We start from the raw sequence: 22,425 nt of genomic DNA, 5'->3' as shown, positions 1-22,425 counted from the left end.
AGTATATGATTTCTCTATACATACGCCACTAATTTGTCACTCTTTTGTGTTATATATAATTTTAAAATGATTTAAAAAGGAATATACTAAAAGTGTTAATGTGATTATCACAAATATATAGAAAAAAGGTGATTACATGGATTCAATTGAAATCGCACGTTTTCTAACAGCCATGACACTCGCTGTGCATATCATATTCGCAACAATTGGGGTAGGTATGCCATTAATGTTCGCGATTGCCGAGTTTATAGGCTTGAAACGTAATGATTATCAGTATATTGCTTTAGCTAAGCGTTGGACTAAAGGTTATACGATTACGGTTGCAGTTGGAGTTGTAACCGGTACAATTATTGGATTACAACTTTCATTACTATGGCCGACCTTCATGCAAATGGGTGGTCATGTTATAGCTTTACCATTATTTATGGAAACTTTCGCATTTTTCTTCGAAGCAATCTTCTTAAGCATTTATTTATATACATGGGATAGATTTAAAAATAAATGGACGCATTTCCTCATAAGTTTACCAGTTATTCTCGGTGGTTCATTCTCAGCATTCTTTATTACGGCAGTGAATTCATTTATGAACACACCAGCTGGCTTTGAAATGAAACATGGAAAAATGGTTAATGTTCAACCATGGGCAGCAATGTTTAATGATTCATTTATTATTCGTTCATTCCATGTTGTTGCTACTGCTTATATGACGATGGCATTTGTATTAGCAAGTATTGCCGCTTATAAATTATTAAAAAATAAATTTTCACAAGATACAGCTTATCATAAAAAAGCACTCAAATTAACGATGATACTAGGTATTGTGTTTACTGTAGGTGCTATGATAGCTGGAGATGCATCGGCGAAATTTTTACACAAAGAACAACCTGAAAAACTTGCTGCATATGAATGGCATTTTGATACCCAATCTAAAGCAAATTTAGTTTTATTTGGTAGTTTAGATGAGAAAACTGAAAAAGTAAAAGGCGCTATAGAAATACCAGGTGTACTTAGCTTTTTAGCAGATAATAACGTAAATACTAAGGTGAAGGGACTCAATGATTTCCCTAAAGAATTACGTCCACCAATGATGGTGCATTACTTCTTTGATCTGATGGTATTTATGGGCGTATTTTGTTTCATTATTTCAGGTGTCTTTATCCTTACCTTATTAATAAAAAAATTAAGACGCTTTACATTTTCGAAAGCGATGGTGATTGGCACAATCTTAACAGGGCCTGCATCAATATTAGCCATAGAATTTGGTTGGTTCTTAACTGAGCAAGGACGTCAACCATGGCTCGTGCGAGGATATCTAAAAGTTGCTGACGCCGCAACACAAGCAGGGGGCTTAGCACTCGTCACAATTATGTTTGCGTTATTGTATCTTGTATTATTATTCACAAGTGCTTATGTGTTAATAAGAATGTATCGAAACAATCCTGCATATAAAGACGTTGAAAAAGTGAAAATCGAAAGAGGTGCTAAGTCATGATTTATTCATATATCGGTATTACAGTATTGTGGGTATTTTTATATTGTTATATCATCGTGGCATCTATTGATTTTGGTGCTGGGTTCTTTACGGTCCATGCTAAAATCACGAAACAGGATAAGAAGATTAATCATATTATCGCACGTTATCTCAACCCAGTTTGGGAAGTAACGAACGTATTCTTTGTATTTTTCTTTGTTGGGATGGTTGGATTCTTCCCGGATACAGCTAAATATTTCGGGACAGTCTTGTTGGTACCAGCTTCTGTAGCACTATTACTCCTTTCAATTAGAGGTGCTTTTTATGCCTTTGAAAATTATGGCCCAGATACAAAGCTACCTTGGTTGATTATGTATGGTTTAGCAGGATTGTTTATTCCAGGTTCACTGGCAACGGTTTTAACAATATCTGAAGGTGGTTATATAACTGGAAAAGAATCGCATTTAGATTTAAATTGGACAGAATTATTGCTAAGCCCGTACGCATGGGCAGTAGTATTTTTAGCCATTGTTTCGGTATTATATATTTCTTCAGGATTTTTAACTTACTATGCTTCTAAAGCTAAAGATACTGAAGCATATAAATTGTTGAGATACTGGTTCTTGTTCTGGGGGCCACCGATGATAGCTATTTCATTATTTGTATTTTTATCATTACGTGTACAAAACAAACACCATTTTGAAGTTGCTGTTACACATTACTGGTGGATGTTTTTACTAAGTTTTATTTTCTTTGTAATCGCAATGATACTAACGTTAATTAAGAAATATCATGGTATCGCATTTATCATGGTCATGTTCCAAATGGCTTTTGCATTTTTCGGTTATGGCATGAGTAAATTGCCTTATATTTTAGACCCTTATATTAAACTTAATCAAAGCGTTACGAATCCAAGCATGGCGATTACGTTAATCGTTGTATTCATTTTTGCTTTACTTTTACTCATACCATCGTTAATATTGTTAATGAGATTATTTATCTTTGATACCTCTTATGTGAGAGGCAAGAAATAACCATATAATAATGCTGAGGTGAGTTTGATTCATACTTTACGTATCTTACGTACGAACTGGATCAACTTACCTCGATTTTTAGTTGGAGGACAATTATGGATAAAGAATATGTAGTCATTGGTTTAGGCCGATTTGGCGGAAGTATTGTAAGAGAACTTAACGCTTTAGATATGGATGTTATGGCGATTGATATGGATGAAGCACGTGTGAACGAATACAGTGATATCGCTACACATGCTGTAGTTTCAGATACAACGGATGAAACTGTAATGAAGAGTTTAGGTATAAGAAATTTTGACCACGTGATTGTTGCAATCGGGGAAAATATTCAATCTAGTACATTAACTACACTTATCTTAAAGGAATTAGGGGTTAAAAAGGTTACTGCCAAAGCCCAAAATGATTATCATGCTAAAATATTAAATAAAATAGGCGCGGACACAGTTGTACACCCTGAAAGAGATATGGGTCGTCGTATTGCACATAATGTGGCAAGTGCGAGTGTGTTAGATTATCTTGAACTTGCGGATGAACATTCAATTGTTGAAATTAAAGCAAGTGAAAAGATGGCCGGACAATCAATTATTGACTTAGATATTCGTGCACAATTCGGTATAAGTATTATTGCAATTAAACGCGGTAGAGAAATTCTTGTATCACCGGATCCTAATATTAGTGTTGAAATAGGCGACATTCTCATCATGATAGGTCACGATAATGACTTAAATCGTTTCGAGAAAAAGGTTGTCAGATAACTGAATATAGTAAAAGCACGTGAATGATTATAAATCATTCACGTGCTTTTTATTGATTATGACTGTTTTTTATCAGTCAATTCTTTTTTATTCTTCTTGAAGTTTTTAAACTTCTTAGGTCCAGATTTAGTATCTCTTTTACTTGATTTATGTGAATTGCTTTGTGATTTTTTGGAAGGTTGGTTATTTTTATCTTCATTGACTTTCATAATTACTGGCAAAATCATTGGTTTACGTGCTGTTTTGTCATATAAATAAGGTTGTAACGTTTCAATGATTGATGATTTAATTTGATGCCATTGAATATCTTTATTTTGATTTAATTTTGAAATAACATCAGTTTTGATTTTACGTTGAGCATCATAAATCAATTGACCTGATTCTCTCATATAAACGAAACCTCGTGAAATTATATCAGGCCCAGACAGTAGAGTGTTTGTCTTGAAATCGATACTAACGACTACAATGACAAGACCTTCTTCAGATAATAATTTACGGTCTCGAATCACGACGTTACCGATATCTCCAATACCACTACCATCTACAAGTACATTACCAGATGGGATTCTTCCGGCTTTTCGAGCTGAATCTTTCGTAAGTGCTAAAACATCACCAATTTCAAAGATAAAGACGTTGTCTGGATTGACGCCACATTCGACACCGGAATTACCGTGGGCTTTTAACATACGATATTCACCATGAATAGGTAAGAAAAACTTAGGTCTAATTAATCGTAACATCAATTGTTGGTCGCCTTGGGAACCGTGACCAGAAGTGTGTATATTTGAAACCTTATTATGGATGACATCTGCACCAGCTCGGTATAACGCATTAATTGTACGGTTAATGCTCTTCGTATTACCAGGAATTGGTGAAGAACTAAATACCACTGTATCTTCTGGAATAATTTTGATTTGTTTATGCGTACCGTTCGCAATACGAGACAACGCTGCCATTGGCTCACCTTGAGAACCAGTACAAAGGATGAGTAATTCATGTTTCGGAATACTGTTAATCTTATTTGGTTCTACAAACGTTTCAGGTGGCGCTTTAATATAACCGAGTTCCATTCCAATTTTAATATTATTTTCCATGGAACGACCGAACGTAACTATTTTACGGTTATATTTGATTGCAGCTTCGACAGCTTGTTGGACTCTGTATATATTTGATGCAAAGGTTGCAAATATGATTCTTCCTGTGCAATTACGGAAAATCTTTTCGACATTTTGTCCAACTTCACGTTCACTTAATGTAAAATCTGGAACTAACGAATTGGTTGAATCTGAAAGTAAACAAAGTACGCCTTCTTCACCAAGTTTTGCCATTTTAGCTATATTTGCTGGTTCACCAACTGGCGTGAAATCAAATTTAAAATCACCAGTATGCACGATATTACCTTCTGGCGTATTTACTATAACACCATAAGCCTCAGGTATACTATGTGTCGTTAAATAGAAAGAAACTTCCATATGTTTAGACTTAATAACACTGGACTCATCTATCGGAATAAGTTCTGTTGTTCTCAATAGATGATGTTCTTCCAATTTATTTCTAATTAGACCTAATGCTAAAGGTCCACCATAAATTGGCACGTTAATTTGTTTTAATAGGTAGGGCACACCACCAATATGGTCCTCATGTCCATGCGTTATAAATAATCCTACAATTTTGTCTTGGTTTTGTTCTAAATATGTGAAATCTGGGATGACGTAATCTATACCTAAAAGATTATCATCAGGGAATTTAATACCTGCATCGATAATTACAATTTCGTTCTGGTATTCAACGGCATACATATTTTTACCGATTTCACCCAAACCACCAAGTGCGTATATCGCAACTTCATTTTTTTGGATTTGTTTCATTACTGCGCTTGCTCCACGTTAAAGTCTTCTGATTGCTTTTCATATTCTAAATGTGCGCCCTCTAATTTAGTAATGAATTCGATATTATAGTCTCTATCTTTTAAATAACGTCTTACTTGTTCTTCTGATTGTGCTTCGACATAAATCGTTTGTGTCTTTTCACGTACGATTACTTCAGATTTGTTATGTTGAAAAAATACTTTAAATACTGCCATTATTGACTGTTCCTCCTGTAATAACTAGAAATTATTATTTATTTGAATCCTATAAATTCATCGATTAAAACGTACGATCTATATAAAAAATACTTTATTGTTATATCGTTTTATTACCGAATATAAAATAACATACTAGCGAATGTGCCAAGTATGTTGCTAGGATTTATTGTTGTTCGTTCGCTAAAAAAATACATTATTAAGCTATGTATTTTCAGTTATTACTCATTTTACATGATGTGAAGAAATAAATAAAGCAGTTTTATTTTTGTTGTTCTTTTAATATGAATGCTTTGAAATAAATATCTATACACTAAATTCCATTTAATGGAAAATATTTTTAACATTGAATATATTTGTGCTTGAGTCAGTGTGAGAAGTTCATTATGATTAAAGTGAAGCGTCCGATATATTTAGAATAATTGGGCACCATTATAGAAAGAAAAGTAAGGGTGATAACATTGGATCATGTAACGCAAATTATTGAGGATATTAAAGTTGAGAAAAAACGCTCTGACAAAATATTTACAGGAATTACATTTGAAATTAGATCTGAACAAGTCATAATGTTTTTTAACTATGACGAAATTATCGATAACGTAGAAGGGGATCAAGTATATGTCAAACACAACCATGATCCTGAATTTATAGATACAAATAAACTCAAACATATAAAACAGCAATTAGAAGGTATAAATGTTGAGTACACAGAACGTCGAGATGATTTTTTATAAGAAAAAGCCATCAACCTAACTTTTACGCTAGAGTTGATGGCTATAACTATTTTCATAAGAATGTTAAACCTCAACGGCATCATCATGTGGTTGGAGTGGATTGTTTTGATCGATATAGTCATAGAACATTACACCGTTAAGATGATCGATTTCGTGTTGTAATATGATGGCAGGATAACCTTTTAATCTTAACTTAATTTCATTTCCATCTATGTCATAAGCTTTCACCGTGATTCTGTTTTTACGGTGCACAAGACCAGGAATGTTTTCATCTACACTTAAACAACCTTCTCCAGACGGTAAATAAGCTTCCTGTACACTATGGCTCATTACTTTCGGGTTGACAAGCATTAAATCGTAGCTCTTACCGTTTCCATCATCTGGTAAATATACCGCTAACATTCTTTTCGAAACGTTGATTTGTGGAGCGGCAAGACCAACACCAGAACGTAGACCATATTTATTAGCTGTCGTTTCGTCCTGACTGTTAATAAGAAACTCACGCATTTCTTTTAAAGTATTTCGATCTTCATCTGATAAAGGGAAATGAACATCTTCGGCTTTAGCACGAAGTGTAGGGTGTCCATCTCGAATAATATCTTTCATAGTTAACATTTATTCATACACCTTCCTTATTGTAAAATATACCAAAGATTAGGCAGTAAAATACAGTGATACATTTGATTTATAATAAATTATTATATAACATTACATTCAAATAAAGGAGGATTTTTCAAAAATGAAATTAAAGTATGGCATCGGTGCTGTGTTAGCATCTACTTTGTTAGTTGCAGGTTGTACGACTGATAAGGGAGAAATCAAAGCGTATAATAAAAATATTCAAAGTGCATTTGATGAAGAAAAATCTCTTACATCAGTAGGTAAAAAACTAAACAAGTTAGAAGAGAAGAAACAAGAATTAGTACAAAATATTGATGGAAAAGATGAACAAAAAGTAAAAGAAACATCTAATAAGGTAGTAAAAAACGTTGATGATCGTCAACAGCAATTTAAGAAAGAGCAAGATGCAATGGCTAAATCTGAAAAAGAATTTAAAAAAGCTGAAAAACACATAGGTAAAATAGAAAATAAGAAAAAGAAAAAAGAAGTTAAACAACTCAACGATGCAATGAAAGACAAATATAAAGCACACGATAAGTACGCTGAAGTTTACGAAAATATCATGAAAAAAGAAAAAGATATGTTCAACTACACAGCGAAAGGTCAAGTTGACCAAAATACAATTAATGAAAAATCAAAATCAGTATCAAAAGCATATAAAGAGATGAACAAAGCGTTTAAAGATTACTCCAAAGCAACAAATAAAGTGAAAACAGAAAAGGCAGATGTCGATTCGCTAGCTTAGAGTTGAACAAGTATATTGATTTGAAATTTAAAAGGTGAAGATATAAAATATTAGATGAGGGCGCTTACATAAAAGAACACACTGTTTTATGTATGTTTGCAAATTGAGTGATACAGACCGCTCATAAATAATAATACAGTTCTCTAACTGTAGTCATTGCAAGTGTTACAGAACTTTTTATAATTGTTTAACAGTATAACAGTTTTGTGATACAATATTAAAGGATAAAATGAATTTCTATTATACGGGAAAGGTATGGTGAATTGAATGGCACCGAAATTACAAGCCCAATTCGATGCAGAGAAAGTATTGAACGATACTCAATCGCAATTTGAAATGATACAAATTTTGGATGAAGAAGGTAATGTTACAAACGAAGATTTATTACCGGATTTATCAGATGAAGAACTTACTGAATTAATGGAAAGAATGGTATGGACACGTATTTTAGACCAACGTTCAATTTCATTAAACAGACAAGGTAGATTAGGTTTCTATGCACCTACAGCAGGTCAAGAAGCTTCTCAAATCGCTTCACAATATGCATTAGAGAAAGAAGACTTTATATTACCAGGTTACCGTGACGTACCACAAATCATCTGGCACGGATTACCTTTAACAGAAGCTTTCTTATTCTCAAGAGGTCATTTCAAAGGAAATAGAATGCCAGAAGGCGTTAACGCATTAAGTCCACAAATCATCATCGGTGCACAATATGTACAAACAGCAGGTGTTGCACTAGGTATTAAGAAGCGTGGTAAACAAGCTGTAGCTATCACTTATACTGGTGATGGCGGTTCATCACAAGGTGATTTCTATGAAGGTATAAACTTTGCCTCTGCATATAAAGCACCAGCTATCTTTGTAATTCAAAATAACAACTATGCAATTTCAACACCACGTAGTAAACAAACTGCTGCTACAACATTAGCGCAAAAAGCTATCGCAGTTGGTATTCCTGGATTGCAAGTTGACGGCATGGACGCTTTAGCTGTTTATCAAGCTACTAAAGAAGCGCGTGAACGTGCTGTAAATGGTGAAGGTCCTACACTTATTGAAACAGTGACTTATCGTTACGGCCCACATACAATGGCTGGTGATGACCCTACAAAATACAGAACTTCAGATGAAGACTCTGAATGGGAGAAAAAAGATCCACTTGTTCGCTTCAGAAAGTTCTTAGAAGCTAAGGATCTTTGGTCAGAAGAAAAAGAAAACGAAGTCATCGATCGTGCGAAAGCTGATATTAAAGCTGCAATTAAAGAAGCAGACAGCACAGAAAAACAATCTGTTACTGATCTCATGGAGATTATGTACGATGAAATGCCTTCACATTTGGCAGAACAATATGAAATCTATAAAGAAAAGGAGTCGAAGTAACAGATGGCACAAATGACAATGGTTCAAGCGATAAATAATGCGCTTAAAACTGAATTACAAAACGATGAAGACGTGTTACTTTTCGGTGAAGACGTTGGTGTAAACGGCGGTGTATTCCGTGTAACTGAAGGTTTACAAAAAGAATTCGGTGAAGACCGAGTATTCGATACACCATTAGCAGAATCAGGTATTGGTGGGTTAGCCTTAGGTTTAACGACTGAAGGATTCCGCCCGGTAATGGAAATTCAATTCTTAGGTTTCGTATTTGAAGTATTTGATGCGATTGCAGGCCAAATTGCACGTACACGTTTCCGTTCAGGTAACTCAAAACAAGCACCTGTAACTATTCGTGCACCATTTGGTGGTGGGGTACATACACCTGAATTACACGCAGATAACCTTGAAGGTATCTTATCTCAATCACCAGGTTTACATGTCGTAATCCCATCTAGCCCATATGATGCTAAAGGATTATTAATTTCTGCAATTCGCAGTAACGATCCAGTTGTATTCTTAGAGCACATGAAATTATACCGTTCATTCCGTGAAGATGTGCCTGAAGAAGAATATACAATTGATATCGGTAAAGCGAACGTGAAGCAAGAAGGTAATGACATTACTTTAATCGCTTACGGTGCAATGGTTCAAGAATCATTAAAAGCTGCTGAAGAGTTAGAAAAAGAAGGATACTCTGTTGAAGTTATCGACTTAAGAACAGTACAACCAATCGATATTGAAACATTAGTAGCTTCAGTTGAAAAAACTGGACGCGCTGTAGTTGTTCAAGAAGCTCAACGTCAAGCTGGTGTAGGTGCTACAGTAGCATCTGAATTAGCAGAACGTGCAATCCTTTCATTAGAAGCACCTATTGCACGTGTTGCAGCTGCTGACACAGTATATCCTTTCACTCAAGCTGAAAATGTTTGGTTACCAAACAAAAACGATATTATTGAAAAAGCTAAAGCAACATTAGAATTTTAATAACTACTAATGAGAGCAGATGACGTTTATCTCTCTCATTAGCGTTTATATAAAAGATAAGAACTGACATTTTGTCACACGTTCTTTGTCTCATTTAGAGTTAAATTGAATATTAGGAGGATAATAACGTGTCATTTGAATTTAAATTACCCGATATTGGTGAAGGTATCCACGAAGGTGAAATAGTAAAATGGTTCATTAAAGCTGGAGATCAAATTGAAGAAGACGACGTTTTAGCAGAAGTTCAAAATGATAAATCTGTTGTTGAAATCCCGTCACCTGTTTCTGGAACAATTGAAGATGTATTAGTTGATGAAGGGACAGTAGCGGTCGTTGGTGACACAATCGTTAAGATTGACGCACCTGATGCTGAAGAAATGCAATTTAAAGGTAGCGATAGTGACGATTCAGCTGATTCATCTAAAGAAGAACCACAAGAAGAAAAAGAAGAAAAATCAGAAACATCTGAAGAACCAGCTAAATCAGAAAGTTCTGATGAAGATGTAGATGAAAATAAACGTGTTAAAGCAATGCCATCAGTGCGTAAATATGCACGTGAAAATGGTGTTAACATCAAAGCAGTTGCTGCTACAGGTAAAAATGGTCGTACAACTAAAGAAGACATCGATGCTTACTTAAATGGCGATGCAGCAGCATCTTCTGATCAAAGTGAAGAAAGTCAAGCTCAAGGTTCAGAGTCAGCACAATCTGCACCTGTTTCAACTGAAGGAGAATTCCCAGAATCAACAGAAAAAATCCCTGCAATGCGTAAAGCAATTGCAAAAGCAATGGTTAATTCAAAACATACGGCTCCTCACGTTACGTTGATGGATGAAATTGATGTACAAGAACTTTGGGATCACCGTAAGAAGTTCAAAGAAGTTGCAGCAGAACAAGGTACGAAATTAACATTCTTACCGTATGTTGTTAAAGCACTTGTTTCTGCACTTAAGAAATATCCAGCGCTTAACACTTCATTCAACGAAGAAGCTGGAGAAGTTGTGCATAAACATTATTGGAATATCGGAATCGCAGCAGATACAGACAGAGGTTTATTAGTACCTGTTGTTAAACATGCTGATCGCAAATCTATGTTCCAAATTTCAGATGAAATCAATGAACTTGCAGTTAAAGCAAGAGATGGTAAACTAAGTTCAGAAGAAATGAAAGGTGCAACTTGTACAATTAGTAATATTGGTTCAGCTGGTGGCCAATGGTTCACACCAGTTATCAATCACCCAGAAGTAGCAATCTTAGGAATTGGCCGTATTGCACAAAAACCAATTGTGAAAGACGGAGAAATTATTGCAGCTCCAGTATTATCATTATCATTAAGCTTTGACCATAGACAAATTGATGGTGCTACTGGACAAAACGCAATGAATCACATCAAACGATTATTAAATAATCCAGAATTATTATTAATGGAGGGGTAAAATTATGGTAGTTGGAGATTTCCCAATTGAAACAGATACTATAGTTATCGGAGCAGGACCAGGAGGATACGTTGCAGCAATTCGTGCAGCACAATTAGGACAAAAAGTAACAATCGTAGAAAAAGGTGAACTAGGTGGGGTATGTTTAAACGTTGGTTGTATCCCTTCTAAAGCATTATTACATGCTTCTCATCGTTACGATGAAACAAAGAGCTCTGAAAACTTAGGTGTTATTGCTGAAAGTGTTTCACTTAAATTTGACAAAGTTCAAGAATTCAAACAATCAGTTGTTCACAAATTAACAAGTGGTGTTGAAGGTTTATTAAAAGGCAACAAAGTTGAAATTGTTAAAGGTGAAGCTTACTTCGTAGACAATAACAGCTTACGCGTTATGGACGAAAAAAGTGCACAAACTTATAACTTCAAAAACGCTATTGTTGCTACTGGTTCAAGACCAATTGAAATCCCTAACTTCGAATTCGGTAATCGCGTAATCGACTCAACAGGTGCTTTAGGTTTACAAGAAGTACCAGGTAAATTAGTTGTTGTTGGTGGCGGATATATCGGTTCAGAACTTGGTACTGCATTCGCAAACTTCGGTACAGAAGTTACGATTTTAGAAGGCGCTAAAGATATCTTAGGTGGATTCGAGAAACAAATGACTCAACCAGTTAAGAAAGGTATGAAAGAAAAAGGCGTTGAAATCGTCACAGAAGCTATGGCTAAATCAGCTGAAGAAACTGAAGACGGCGTTAAAGTTACTTACGAAGTTAACGGTGAAGAGCAAACAATCGATGCTGACTACGTATTAGTAACTGTAGGTCGTAAACCAAATACAGACGAACTTGGTTTAGAAGAATTAGGTATGAAATTTGCTGACCGTGGTTTAATCGAAGTAGACAAACAAAGCCGTACTTCAATTGAAAACATTTATGCAATTGGTGATATCGTTCCAGGATTACCACTAGCACATAAAGCTAGTTATGAAGCGAAAGTAGCAGCTGAAGCTATTTCAGGTGAAGCTGCAGAAGTTGACTACATCGGTATGCCAGCAGTTTGCTTCACTGAACCAGAATTAGCTCAAGTTGGTTATACAGAAGCGCAAGCTAAAGAAGAAGGTTTAGAAGTGAAAGCTGCTAAATTCCCTTACGCAGCAAATGGCCGTGCATTATCACTAGATGATACAAACGGATTCGTTAAATTGTTAACACTTAAAGAAGACAATACTTTAGTAGGAGCTCAAGTTGTTGGTTCTGGTGCTTCAGACATTATTTCTGAATTAGGTTTAGCAATTGAATCAGGTATGAATGCTGAAGACTTAGCATTAACAGTACATGCTCACCCAACTTTAGGTGAAATGTCAATGGAAGCTGCTGAAAAAGCTTTAGGTTTACCAATCCACACTATGTAATTTATATAATTACAACTGAACTTTTAAATAATCTACAGAAAATAACCACTGGTATGCTTACTAGTGGTTATTTTTCAATTTATGGTGCACCATTCAATTACTTTAAATAACTTAATAAAAATTAAGAGGAGAAATTTCATTATGGAATATCAATATCCGATAGATTTAGATTGGACCAATGAGGAAATGATGGAAGTTGTCTCATTTTTTAATGCGGTAGAATCATTTTATGAAGATCGTGTTGAAGGAACAACATTGCTAAACCGTTATAAGCAATTTAAAAAAATTGTGCCAGGTAAGGCAGAGGAAAAACAAATTTTTAAAACTTTTGAAAAGAGTAGTGGGTATGACAGTTATAAAGCCGTAAAAACTGTGCAAACTTCAAATGACGACCAAAAATACTTTAACTCTTCAGGCATTTAATATTTGAAATTTTGTTATCTCGTATATAAGTAGTATACATTTCATATGTAAAAAAATGTTATAATGGTTAAAACACAAAAAATACTTTTGTATGATAATTTTTAGAGGTATTTGTCTTTTTAGAAATTATTTAAATAATGAAAGTGTTTATTAAAGTGAGAGTTACTGTAAAACATATATTACTATTTATTGATTTCATTAATGAGCTAAATATGTTATTTTTATGCAAAACAAAACATGTAATTTAATAACGTAACACTTAAAACATGTCCTCATTCCAAGGTTAAAAGTGTTTCAATTAAGTAGATGTGAGTAGTTATTTAATAATGATTTCGGTATAATAGTTTGATAAGAAACGTAAGGAGTTGTAAAACATGTCAGGAGAGCAATATACTCAAGTAAGACGTCCTTTGAGCCGTCTTGCAGAAAAGGTATTGGGTTGGTTGAGTTGGCTGTTTTTACTGTTTTTAACTATTGCAACGATGTTTATCGCATTAGTATCATTTAGTGATGACAGTTCAATTCGAAATTTAGAAAGCTTTTTAAATAATAATGATTTAATCCAACAAATTCTTGGAACAAGTAATTTTAATACGACACAATTTGTTATATGGTTGCAAAATGGTATTTGGGCATTAATTGTATATTTAATCATTTGTTTATTAATATCATTCTTGGCTTTAATTTCCATGAACATTAGAATTTTATCAGGATTTTTATTCTTATTAGCGATGGTTATAACTTTACCACTTGTTGTACCACTCGTAACATTAATTATACCAGTGCTATTTTTCATTATTGCAATTATGATGTTTGCTAGAAAAGACAAATCTGAAATCGTGCCTGCGCATTACGCTGGTAACCAACATGAATATGATTCAGATTATGACTATGATTATGAACCTGAAGCAGACAATCATTATAAACATCAACCTACTTCTGATGCATATGAAGACGATCATCAAGATCAACAACTTAGAAGAGGTGGTTATAGTTCAGCAGTAGCAGAAAAGGTTAATTCAGACTACAATAAAAAAGATGATGATGAACCTCAAGTGTTGTCTCGACAAGCTAAATACAATTATAAAAATAAAGCTCAAAAAGACAATAGTGATGATATTGAAAATAGTAAAGACGAGTTTGGTCAAGTGAGCAATGTTTATGATGAAAAAGGCAATCACGTAGAGACAGAAGAACAACGACTTAGAAGACAAGAAGCTGAAGAAGAACGTCAAAGACAGCAACAACAACAAGCCGAAGAAGAAGCACGTAGAAAGCAAGAAGAACGTGAAGAGGCACAGCGTCGTAAACAACAAGAACGTGAAGAAGCAGCGAGAATGAAACAACAAAAAGCTGAGGAAAAAGAACGTATCAAACAAGAAAAGAAAGAAAGAAAACGTCGTAAGAAAGAATTGAGAAAGCAACAACCAAGTGCAGTCAATCAACGTAGAATGAATTTTGATGAACGTAAAAAAATGCATTCTCATGATTCAACTCAAGATGAAAACGTAGAGACGAATTCAAAAACTAACAACGACGAAGAAAAATAATATCGATTTTAATGTAAAAGGGAGTGGAACAGAAATCGAATTTTCTAATAGAGATTTCGTAGTCCCACCCCGGCAAGGATGACTAGGATTGAAAAAGCTTGTTCTAAGCGTATTTTCAATTCAGACATCTACTGCCAAATTGATAAAGAGTCTGAGACACTTATTTTTGTCTCAGACTCTTTTTTTGAATCATGATTGCTTAAATTTGTTATAGTCGTTAGTGATATTGTTTTAATTTTGATATGATTGAACTACATATTTGAAAGGGGAATTATGATGAACAGAATGCCAGAGAAAATTATTTCTTGGATTGCTATAGGGATAAGTGCAATATATTTTATAATATTACTCATATCCTATTTATTCATGAATAACGCGCCTCAATTTAAAGCTAGTCTTAAAAGTTCAAATCAATTAGGGGCTAATGCTGATCAAACAATGGCACAATCGCAAATGGCGATGCCTGTCCTTTTAGGAATATTAGGTGCGGTTGTTATTTTAGGAATCATTGCGACATTGATTATGAAGAAAAAGCGTGTGTTATGTATATGCTTATTTTTTGTTATTGCTCTTTTAGTCTTTTTCACTATGAATCTACTCTCAGCATTGCTTTGGGTGGTCGTAGCGATTATGCTCATTGTACGTAATGGCAAAAAGCACACTACGCATCAAAATCAGCAATTTACGAATAAAGAACAAGATATGAACCACCAACATCAACAGAAAAAAGAAAACGACCCTTATATTTATTAAATATCGTTATTTAACGAAAAAGAGGTGTGGGCATTTACTTACATGCCCACACCTCTTTCGCTTTATCGATAAAACATTAAGAAATGTTCAAAAGTGTCTTCGATAAAGCTTAGAAAAGCCTTATCAGTTTTTAATTGCTTGTCTTGTGGTGATAAAGTACGAGCTATAAAGAGTTCACCTTTTTTAACATTTTTAACTCTATCTATCGCTTTTTTAATGTCATCGTCAGTCATTTCATTGATATAGGTCTTTTTCTGACTCATATGATCTAAGCTAATACTATAGTCGTCGGGTAAATTTTTCAGTTTATTAAATTGATCTTCGAACACTTTTACTTGATCAGCCTTATTTTTAGCCTCATGCATGACGCCATACATTACAAATAATTGATCTCTAAATAAACCTATTTGAAAATGAGGTTGCATTTTATAACCTCGATTATTAGTGGAAAAAGCAACCCATGTATCTACTGGTGGATTGACACTCCTACGCGCATGTTTGGCTACATGTGGGTAAAACGTTTCACCAGTGGTTGTTTCTAGATACTCTGCAAAATACGTCCCCAGTTCATTGAGTTGTGGGCGAACATGTTTATCAAGGGCTTCCATTCGTTCATTAAGACCTTCAACTTCAAACGATTTAAAATCATTCGGCTTAAAAGTATATTTAGTCATGAAATTCTCCTATCTTTTCACGTTTTTATTTATTGTAGCATAGATTTTATCACGGCTCATCGCATAGGATTAGCTAATATTTGTTCTGTTAATATCGTAAGTGTAAACGGGAAGATAATAGGGTAACGATGATTATAAAGCTTTAAAGTACATACATTATTCCTTTATATAATTAACAGCATTTATTGTGCTTTTAACTTATAATAAAGGTGTAAAAGGAGCTGATTGTATGTCTGTATATGAATTTGCGAAAGGGCTCATCATTGAGGCAGGTAATAACGTTAAAAAAATAATGAAAGAAGATATTAATATTGAAACTAAATCGAATCCAAATGATTTAGTGACAAACGTAGATAAAGCAACTGAAGCTTATATCGTAGAAAATGTTAATAAAACATATCCGAACCATTCCATCATAGGTGAAGAAGGTCATGGTCACGATATAACAAATGTGGAAGGCATCACATGGGTAGTTGATCCGATTGATGGAACATTAAACTTTGTGCATCAACAAGAAAATTTCGCCATTTCTATTGGAATTTTTCAAGATGGGCAACCCTATGCTGGCTTCGTGTATGATGTCATGAATGATGTGTTGTATCATGCGAAAAGAGGGGAAGGTGCATTTGAAAATGAACAACCTTTACCTCAAATAGAAGCTACTCAACTGCACCGTAGTATTATTGGAATCAATCCAAACTGGCTAACGAAACCAAAGTTAGGAGAAATGTTTAAACCAATTGTTGAATCCGCTCGAAGTTCTAGAGCATACGGATCTGCAGCCTTGGAAATTGTAGCGGTTGCTACTGGTAAATTAGCAGCATATATGACACCACGATTACAGCCTTGGGATTTTGCAGGCGGCGTTATTATTTTAAATGAAGTAAATGGTAAAGCCTCTAACTTGAAGGGTGGCGATTTATCTATTTATCAAGCAAACTCTGTAGTTATCGCAAATCCATCATTACATGAAGAATTAATGCAACAACATTTTAGTAAACATCAATCAACGATAAATTTATTACATGAACGTTTAAATAACTAAATGTCTACTATTAATGTTGATAAAAAAGGACGCAAGTTCCCTTTACATAGGATCTTGCGTCAAAAAGTTGTATAGCTCAAAATAACTGATTTAAAACCAATCATTTTCTCTGTATTTCTTTTTAAGCGTAAAGCCAACACCAAATGTTGCAATGAACAATATAAGTGTTAAAATCATCATTGGAACATTAGAAGCAGCTAAACTAAAGCTAAATAATAGCAAGAATAAAATTGCAACTATTGCTAAAATCCAAAATATTGATTTTGATTTTTTTTGTTGCATCCAACCACACCTTTATAGTTTTCTTTAACATATTATATGATATAATAAATAAGTTGCAAAGAAAAGTGGGAATCTATTCTAGAAAGGAAATTGTAAAATGACTAATAAGAGAGAAGACGTTCGAAATATAGCAATCATCGCCCATGTTGACCATGGTAAAACAACATTAGTTGATGAATTATTAAAACAATCTGGTATATTTCGTGAAAACGAACATGTAGATGAAAGAGCGATGGATTCTAATGATTTAGAAAGAGAACGTGGTATTACAATTTTAGCCAAAAATACAGCGGTTGATTACAAAGATACACGTATCAACATTTTAGATACTCCGGGACACGCTGACTTCGGTGGCGAAGTTGAACGTATTATGAAAATGGTTGATGGGGTTGTCCTTGTTGTAGATGCTTATGAGGGTACGATGCCACAAACACGTTTCGTATTGAAAAAAGCGTTAGAACAAGACCTAAAACCAGTAGTGGTCGTAAATAAAATTGATAAACCCGAAGCGAGACCAGAAGGCGTAGTTGATGAAGTGTTAGATTTATTCATCGAATTAGAAGCTTCTGACGAACAATTAGAATTCCCTGTAGTTTATGCTTCAGCTGTGAATGGTACTGCGAGCTTAGAAGCAGATAAACAAGATGAAAACATGAAATCATTATATGAAACAATTATTGAATACGTACCAGCACCAATTGATAATAAAGATGAACCATTGCAATTCCAAGTCGCATTATTAGACTACAACGATTATGTAGGACGTATCGGCGTTGGACGTGTATTTAGAGGTACGATGCGCGTTGGTGACAACGTATCACTATTAAAACTTGACGGATCAGTTAAAAACTTCCGTGTTACGAAAATTTTCGGTTACTTCGGTCTAAGAAGAGAAGAAGTAAACGAAGCACAAGCAGGAGATTTAATTGCCGTTTCAGGTATGGAAGATATTAACGTTGGGGAAACAGTAACGCCTCACGACAATCAAGAACCATTACCAGTATTAAGAATAGATGAACCAACATTAGAAATGACATTTAAAGTAAATAACTCACCATTTGCTGGTAGAGAAGGTGACTACGTTACTGCACGTCAAATCGAAGAACGTCTAGATCAACAATTAGAGACAGACGTTTCATTAAAGGTTACACCAACGAAATCACCTGACACTTGGACAGTAGCAGGCCGAGGTGAATTACACTTATCTATTCTCATTGAGAACATGCGTAGAGAAGGATATGAGTTACAAGTTTCTAAACCGCAAGTTATTTTAAGAGAAATCGATGGCGTTCAATGTGAACCATTTGAGCGTGTACAATGTGAGGTACCACAAGAGTACACAGGTGCAGTAATTGAATCATTAGGACAACGTAAAGGTGAAATGTTAGATATGGTTACAACTGACAATGGCCTTACACGTATTATCTTTATGGTTCCAGCACGTGGTTTAATCGGTTACACTACTGAATTCATGTCACAAACACATGGTTATGGTATTATTAACCATACATTTGAAGAGTTCAAACCTCGCGTGAAAGGTCGTCTAGGTGGTCGTAGAAATGGTGCACTCGTTTCATTAGACAAAGGTCAAGCAAGTTCATATGCAATCATGGGCTTAGAAGATCGTGGAACAAACTTCATGGAACCAGGAACTGAAGTTTATGAAGGTATGATTGTTGGTGAGCATAATCGTGAAAATGACTTAACTGTTAATATCACAAAAGAAAAACACCAAACTAACGTACGTTCTGCTACCAAAGACCAAACAGTAACAATGAAACGTCCAAGAGTTATGACTTTAGAAGAAGCATTACAATTTATAGATGATGACGAACTTGTTGAGGTGACACCAGAAACAATTCGTATTAGAAAGAAAATCCTTAATAAATCAGCACGTGAAAAAGAAGCAAAACGTGTTAAACAAATGATGCAAGAGGAAGAATAAAGATAAAAAAGCCCTGAAGTACAATTACTGTACTTCAGGTTTTTTTTATCTTTAATGGTGATTGAAAGTCGTTTCTTGATTTCGATGTTTTGGTGTATCAAGCCTACTCTTACATTCATCACACATAAATGTATGCATAGGATCGTTGCGTAAACGTTTAGCTTCTAATGTATTTTCATCGATATATACTTCAATATCGCAAATGATACATTGAACTTTCTTCATTTAAATCACCTCTATATTTGTTACGTGTTCGAACTGATAAGAATAACCTTCCTCAGGAATATATACGAAACTATCTACGGCGTTATCTGAATATAATTTCTTTCCATCTTTAGCAAATTGGAAGAATAAATATGGTAATAAATCGATTGGTACTTCGATATGATTTTCATCATTGAAAAGTCGAATTGCTGTCCCATTCGGTTTGACTTCAGCATTTTTAAAGAATGGTGTCATGTTGATAACGAATGAACCTTCTAATACTGCACGTTTTTTATACTTAATTTCTGAGTTTAATGTAGGAGGATTTGTTTGACCTTCTAAAATTGCACGGTTCCATTCGCGATTATCATCAAAGCTAATTGGTTTAGTACCATCGAAGACACCATTTTCTAAATCTTCTAATTGAACCTTTCGATCATCAAAAATCCAAGTCGTACTATCTAACGTAATTGGAAAATTTACTGCACCCGTTATTTGAATCATAATTCCACTCCTAATATATATTTAATTTATTTATAGTTTGTTTATAAAATGTAGTTAAGTAACAGAAAAAAATAGGTAATCATTAATTTAAAATGAATACTTCTCAATTTTCTATTAACTTTAAGTTAAAACACTCATCTGAGAACTATAAATAGTAAGGATAAATTTTTCTTTAATGTCCATTTTATCACATAAAATCGTTTAAAGTATATTAGGAAATTTACTTGCTTTTTAATATTTAGTAAGATACACTTTTAATTATAAAGTTACAATTGATAGGGGGAGTATGTCATGGCCAAGCGTGATCAGCTTAATAATGCGGCATATGACCAATTAAATAAAGATGCAAATCGTATTCTACAACTCATTAAAGTACAGATGGATAATCTTACTTTACCTCAATGCCCATTATACGAAGAGGTTCTTGACACGCAAATGTATGGTTTGCAAAAGGAAGTAGATTTCGCAGTCGAATTAGGTTTAGTAGAAAGCGAAGCGGGCAAAGATTTAATGCTTCGATTAGAGAAAGAACTTTCTAAATTGCACGATGCATTTACAAATGTATAATTGGTCTAAGATAAATTATATTGATTTTAAATCTATTTAAGAAATTGACAGTAACAATAAATATAAATCGATATAAATAATGAAGAGTGACTAGGATATCAAACTCATTGATGATCTTTTAGTCACTTTTCTTAATTTTGACGGCAAAACAACAATAGTTAAACTGAAATATTAAATTTAAGATATATTTATTCGAGAAAATACGACTAAGTTTGATATAATGAAACAAGCTCACTGTTTATTAGATAAATTTCGCTTTTAAATTTAATTTATACTGTGAACATAACAAAATTGATATGAATAATAAGTAGAATTGGATGATATGTCAAATGAATAACATAAAGCAATTTTTTCGATATATAGGCAGTAACGTCAAATATATCGATTTCCCATTAGTAATTACATACCTACTTTTATGTCTCATTGGTTTGGTCATGGTATATAGTGCGAGTATGGTACCTGCTACGAAAGGTTCATTGACTGGTGGGGTGTCCGTGCCGGGGACTTACTTTTACACACGACAGTTAGTGTATGTAATTATGAGTTTAATACTCGTGTTCTTTATGGCCTTTTTCATGAATGTTAAAATTCTTGAAACAACACGCTTTCAAAAGATTATGATACTGGGAATTATTGTGCTTTTAGTTGCAACATTAGCAATCGGAAGTAATATCAATGGTTCAAGAAGTTGGATTAAATTAGGATTTATGAACTTACAAGCTTCCGAATTATTAAAGATTGCACTAATTCTTTACTTACCATACATGATTGAGAAAAAACGGCCAAAGATTTTTAAACAACCCAAACTATTAACGTCACCAATTATTTTAATGGCGTTTTGTATTGCGCTCGTATTTTTACAAGGTGACATTGGACAAACTTTATTAATTGTTATTATTTTCTTCTCTATACTATTCTATGCTGGAATCGGAGTTGAAAAATCAATTAAATTTGGTTTAGTCATATTATTAGCAATCGCAATTATAGGAACATTATTACTACTCGTTGGTTTAGTGCCTGATTATTTAACAGCACGTTTTAGTACGTTGACTAATCCATTCAATAAGGAATCAGGTACGGGTTACCATATTTCTAACTCATTAATCGCAATTGGTAATGGTGGTTTATTTGGTAAAGGTTTAGGTAACAGTATTATGAAATTAGGTTACTTGCCTGAACCACACACCGACTTTATCTTTTCAATTATTTGTGAAGAATTAGGATTACTTGGTGGATTATTTGTCATTTGTTTATTATTTTATATCGTCTATAGAGCTTTTGAATTAGCTAATAAAACGAATTCATTTTTCTATAAATTAGTTTGTGTAGGTATTGCAAGTTATATCGGTTCACAAACATTTGTAAACTTAGGCGGTATTTCAGGCACGATTCCATTAACAGGTGTGCCATTACCTTTCATTAGTTTCGGTGGTTCTTCAATGATCAGTTTAAGTATAGCCATGGGTCTATTATTAATAACAGCTAAGCAAATCAAGAAAGATGAAGCTAAGAAAAAGCAAGGTTCCAAACGATTCAATGTAGTTAAATAATGTATAAATAAAGGGACTAGAACAGGAAATGTTCTAGTCCTATTTTAGTTCATGCTAAATTTCAATTAGCGTTTATACACTGTGTATATGTAAGAGTAAAACAGTCGTAAGCTATAAATTATTTACATAAGTTTTCATTATGATTTTGTATAACTTCTAATTATGCAATATTTATGATAAAATATTTTCTCTAGGGATTAAGAAAAATAGATGTAGGAAATAAGTAAATTTAAAGTATGTTTGATAGGTAAGTAAAGTTGTTACGAATATATGAGGA

The 22,425-nt window shown here is 33.9% G+C and carries 23 protein-coding genes; 16 read left to right on the top strand and 7 right to left on the bottom strand.

Translation table 11 applies throughout. From position 1 onward, the window contains the following. Nucleotides 1-136 precede the first annotated feature (136 nt). The 3 genes from NGI30_RS06975 (at nucleotide 137) to NGI30_RS06965 (ending at nucleotide 3,260) form a co-directional block, all read left to right on the top strand. Entirely contained in the window at nucleotides 137-1,492 is a 1,356-nt protein-coding gene (locus tag NGI30_RS06975; protein ID WP_251516073.1) for a cytochrome ubiquinol oxidase subunit I, read from the top strand. Further along, nucleotides 1,489-2,505, top strand: coding sequence for a cytochrome d ubiquinol oxidase subunit II (locus NGI30_RS06970; RefSeq protein WP_251516074.1), 1,017 nt, complete (start codon nucleotides 1,489-1,491; stop codon nucleotides 2,503-2,505). Before NGI30_RS06975 ends, NGI30_RS06970 begins: the two co-directional genes overlap by 4 nt. A gap of 95 nt (nucleotides 2,506-2,600) precedes the next feature. Then, nucleotides 2,601-3,260, top strand: coding sequence for a potassium channel family protein (locus NGI30_RS06965; RefSeq protein ID WP_251943153.1), 660 nt, complete (start codon nucleotides 2,601-2,603; stop codon nucleotides 3,258-3,260). Between the two features lie 56 nt (nucleotides 3,261-3,316). Here the strand turns inward: NGI30_RS06965 and rnjA are convergent, their stop codons facing one another. Further along, nucleotides 3,317-5,128 (bottom strand): ribonuclease J1, encoded by a 1,812-nt coding sequence (rnjA, locus tag NGI30_RS06960; RefSeq protein WP_251516078.1) that lies wholly within the window; start codon nucleotides 5,126-5,128, stop codon nucleotides 3,317-3,319. After that, nucleotides 5,128-5,343 carry a DNA-dependent RNA polymerase subunit epsilon gene (locus NGI30_RS06955; protein ID WP_251516080.1) on the bottom strand — a complete coding sequence of 72 codons (216 nt, stop codon included), beginning with the start codon at nucleotides 5,341-5,343 and terminating at the stop codon, nucleotides 5,128-5,130. Before NGI30_RS06955 ends, rnjA begins: the two co-directional genes overlap by 1 nt. Nucleotides 5,344-5,804: 461 nt before the next feature. Here NGI30_RS06955 and NGI30_RS06950 point away from each other — a divergent pair, with 461 nt between their 5' ends. Continuing rightward, nucleotides 5,805-6,077: a hypothetical protein gene (locus tag NGI30_RS06950; protein WP_251516082.1), complete on the top strand. Its 273-nt coding sequence runs from the start codon at nucleotides 5,805-5,807 to the stop codon at nucleotides 6,075-6,077. Nucleotides 6,078-6,140: 63 nt separating this feature from the next. On the opposite strand, the gene def is transcribed toward NGI30_RS06950, so the two are convergent. Further along, complete coding sequence (def, locus tag NGI30_RS06945; RefSeq protein ID WP_251516084.1) at nucleotides 6,141-6,692, bottom strand: peptide deformylase; 552 nt, start codon at nucleotides 6,690-6,692, stop codon at nucleotides 6,141-6,143. Nucleotides 6,693-6,816: 124 nt separating this feature from the next. Between def and NGI30_RS06940 the strand changes: the two genes are divergently transcribed. The 8 genes from NGI30_RS06940 (at nucleotide 6,817) to NGI30_RS06905 (ending at nucleotide 15,377) form a co-directional block, all read left to right on the top strand. Further along, nucleotides 6,817-7,443: a YkyA family protein gene (locus tag NGI30_RS06940; RefSeq protein ID WP_251516086.1), complete on the top strand. Its 627-nt coding sequence runs from the start codon at nucleotides 6,817-6,819 to the stop codon at nucleotides 7,441-7,443. Between the two features lie 267 nt (nucleotides 7,444-7,710). Continuing rightward, a complete protein-coding gene (pdhA, locus tag NGI30_RS06935) occupies nucleotides 7,711-8,823 on the top strand; it encodes a pyruvate dehydrogenase (acetyl-transferring) E1 component subunit alpha (RefSeq protein ID WP_251943151.1) in 1,113 nt (370 codons plus the stop codon). A 3-nt stretch (nucleotides 8,824-8,826) separates the two neighbouring features. After that, nucleotides 8,827-9,804, top strand: coding sequence for an alpha-ketoacid dehydrogenase subunit beta (locus NGI30_RS06930; protein WP_251943149.1), 978 nt, complete (start codon nucleotides 8,827-8,829; stop codon nucleotides 9,802-9,804). 128 nt (nucleotides 9,805-9,932) lie between these two features. After that, nucleotides 9,933-11,240: a dihydrolipoamide acetyltransferase family protein gene (locus tag NGI30_RS06925; protein ID WP_251943147.1), complete on the top strand. Its 1,308-nt coding sequence runs from the start codon at nucleotides 9,933-9,935 to the stop codon at nucleotides 11,238-11,240. A 4-nt stretch (nucleotides 11,241-11,244) separates the two neighbouring features. After that, nucleotides 11,245-12,651 carry a dihydrolipoyl dehydrogenase gene (gene lpdA, locus NGI30_RS06920; RefSeq protein ID WP_251943145.1) on the top strand — a complete coding sequence of 469 codons (1,407 nt, stop codon included), beginning with the start codon at nucleotides 11,245-11,247 and terminating at the stop codon, nucleotides 12,649-12,651. Nucleotides 12,652-12,792: 141 nt separating this feature from the next. Further along, a complete protein-coding gene (locus NGI30_RS06915; protein WP_251516096.1) occupies nucleotides 12,793-13,074 on the top strand; it encodes a UPF0223 family protein in 282 nt (93 codons plus the stop codon). 374 nt (nucleotides 13,075-13,448) lie between these two features. Next, nucleotides 13,449-14,624: a lipoteichoic acid stability factor AuxB gene (auxB, locus tag NGI30_RS06910; RefSeq protein ID WP_251943142.1), complete on the top strand. Its 1,176-nt coding sequence runs from the start codon at nucleotides 13,449-13,451 to the stop codon at nucleotides 14,622-14,624. A 273-nt stretch (nucleotides 14,625-14,897) separates the two neighbouring features. After that, the gene (locus NGI30_RS06905) at nucleotides 14,898-15,377 is read left to right on the top strand and encodes a DUF4064 domain-containing protein (protein WP_251943140.1); all 480 of its coding nucleotides are present in this window, start codon (nucleotides 14,898-14,900) and stop codon (nucleotides 15,375-15,377) included. A gap of 62 nt (nucleotides 15,378-15,439) precedes the next feature. On the opposite strand, the gene NGI30_RS06900 is transcribed toward NGI30_RS06905, so the two are convergent. Then, nucleotides 15,440-16,051, bottom strand: a complete 612-nt coding sequence (locus NGI30_RS06900) for a YktB family protein (RefSeq protein ID WP_251516102.1) — start codon at nucleotides 16,049-16,051, stop codon at nucleotides 15,440-15,442. Nucleotides 16,052-16,280: 229 nt separating this feature from the next. Here NGI30_RS06900 and NGI30_RS06895 point away from each other — a divergent pair, with 229 nt between their 5' ends. Then, the gene (locus tag NGI30_RS06895) at nucleotides 16,281-17,096 is read left to right on the top strand and encodes an inositol monophosphatase family protein (RefSeq protein ID WP_251516104.1); all 816 of its coding nucleotides are present in this window, start codon (nucleotides 16,281-16,283) and stop codon (nucleotides 17,094-17,096) included. Between the two features lie 90 nt (nucleotides 17,097-17,186). Here NGI30_RS06895 and NGI30_RS06890 read toward each other — a convergent pair whose 3' ends face one another. Further along, nucleotides 17,187-17,378 (bottom strand): DUF5325 family protein, encoded by a 192-nt coding sequence (locus NGI30_RS06890; protein ID WP_251516106.1) that lies wholly within the window; start codon nucleotides 17,376-17,378, stop codon nucleotides 17,187-17,189. Nucleotides 17,379-17,475: 97 nt separating this feature from the next. On the opposite strand from NGI30_RS06890, the gene typA reads away from it, so the two are divergent. Next, nucleotides 17,476-19,323, top strand: coding sequence for a translational GTPase TypA (typA, locus tag NGI30_RS06885; RefSeq protein WP_251516107.1), 1,848 nt, complete (start codon nucleotides 17,476-17,478; stop codon nucleotides 19,321-19,323). A 51-nt stretch (nucleotides 19,324-19,374) separates the two neighbouring features. Here typA and NGI30_RS06880 read toward each other — a convergent pair whose 3' ends face one another. Continuing rightward, a complete protein-coding gene (locus NGI30_RS06880; protein ID WP_251516109.1) occupies nucleotides 19,375-19,548 on the bottom strand; it encodes a DUF2197 domain-containing protein in 174 nt (57 codons plus the stop codon). Continuing rightward, complete coding sequence (locus tag NGI30_RS06875) at nucleotides 19,549-20,031, bottom strand: hypothetical protein (RefSeq protein ID WP_251516111.1); 483 nt, start codon at nucleotides 20,029-20,031, stop codon at nucleotides 19,549-19,551. A 291-nt stretch (nucleotides 20,032-20,322) separates the two neighbouring features. On the opposite strand from NGI30_RS06875, the gene NGI30_RS06870 reads away from it, so the two are divergent. Both NGI30_RS06870 and ftsW read left to right on the top strand, forming a co-directional pair. Then, nucleotides 20,323-20,598 (top strand): Fpa/YlaN family protein, encoded by a 276-nt coding sequence (locus tag NGI30_RS06870; RefSeq protein WP_251516113.1) that lies wholly within the window; start codon nucleotides 20,323-20,325, stop codon nucleotides 20,596-20,598. A 329-nt stretch (nucleotides 20,599-20,927) separates the two neighbouring features. Continuing rightward, on the top strand, nucleotides 20,928-22,148 hold the full coding sequence (gene ftsW, locus NGI30_RS06865; protein WP_251516115.1) for a cell division peptidoglycan polymerase FtsW: 1,221 nt from the start codon (nucleotides 20,928-20,930) through the stop codon (nucleotides 22,146-22,148). The last annotated feature ends 277 nt before the right edge of the window (nucleotides 22,149-22,425 follow it).

Origin of the sequence: Staphylococcus sp. Marseille-Q5304, assembly GCF_943737015.1 — a bacterium.
GTDB lineage: Bacteria > Bacillota > Bacilli > Staphylococcales > Staphylococcaceae > Staphylococcus > Staphylococcus hsinchuensis.
The sequence above is the reverse complement of the archived record's forward strand: the minus strand, read 5'-3'. Positions and strand labels throughout refer to the sequence as shown.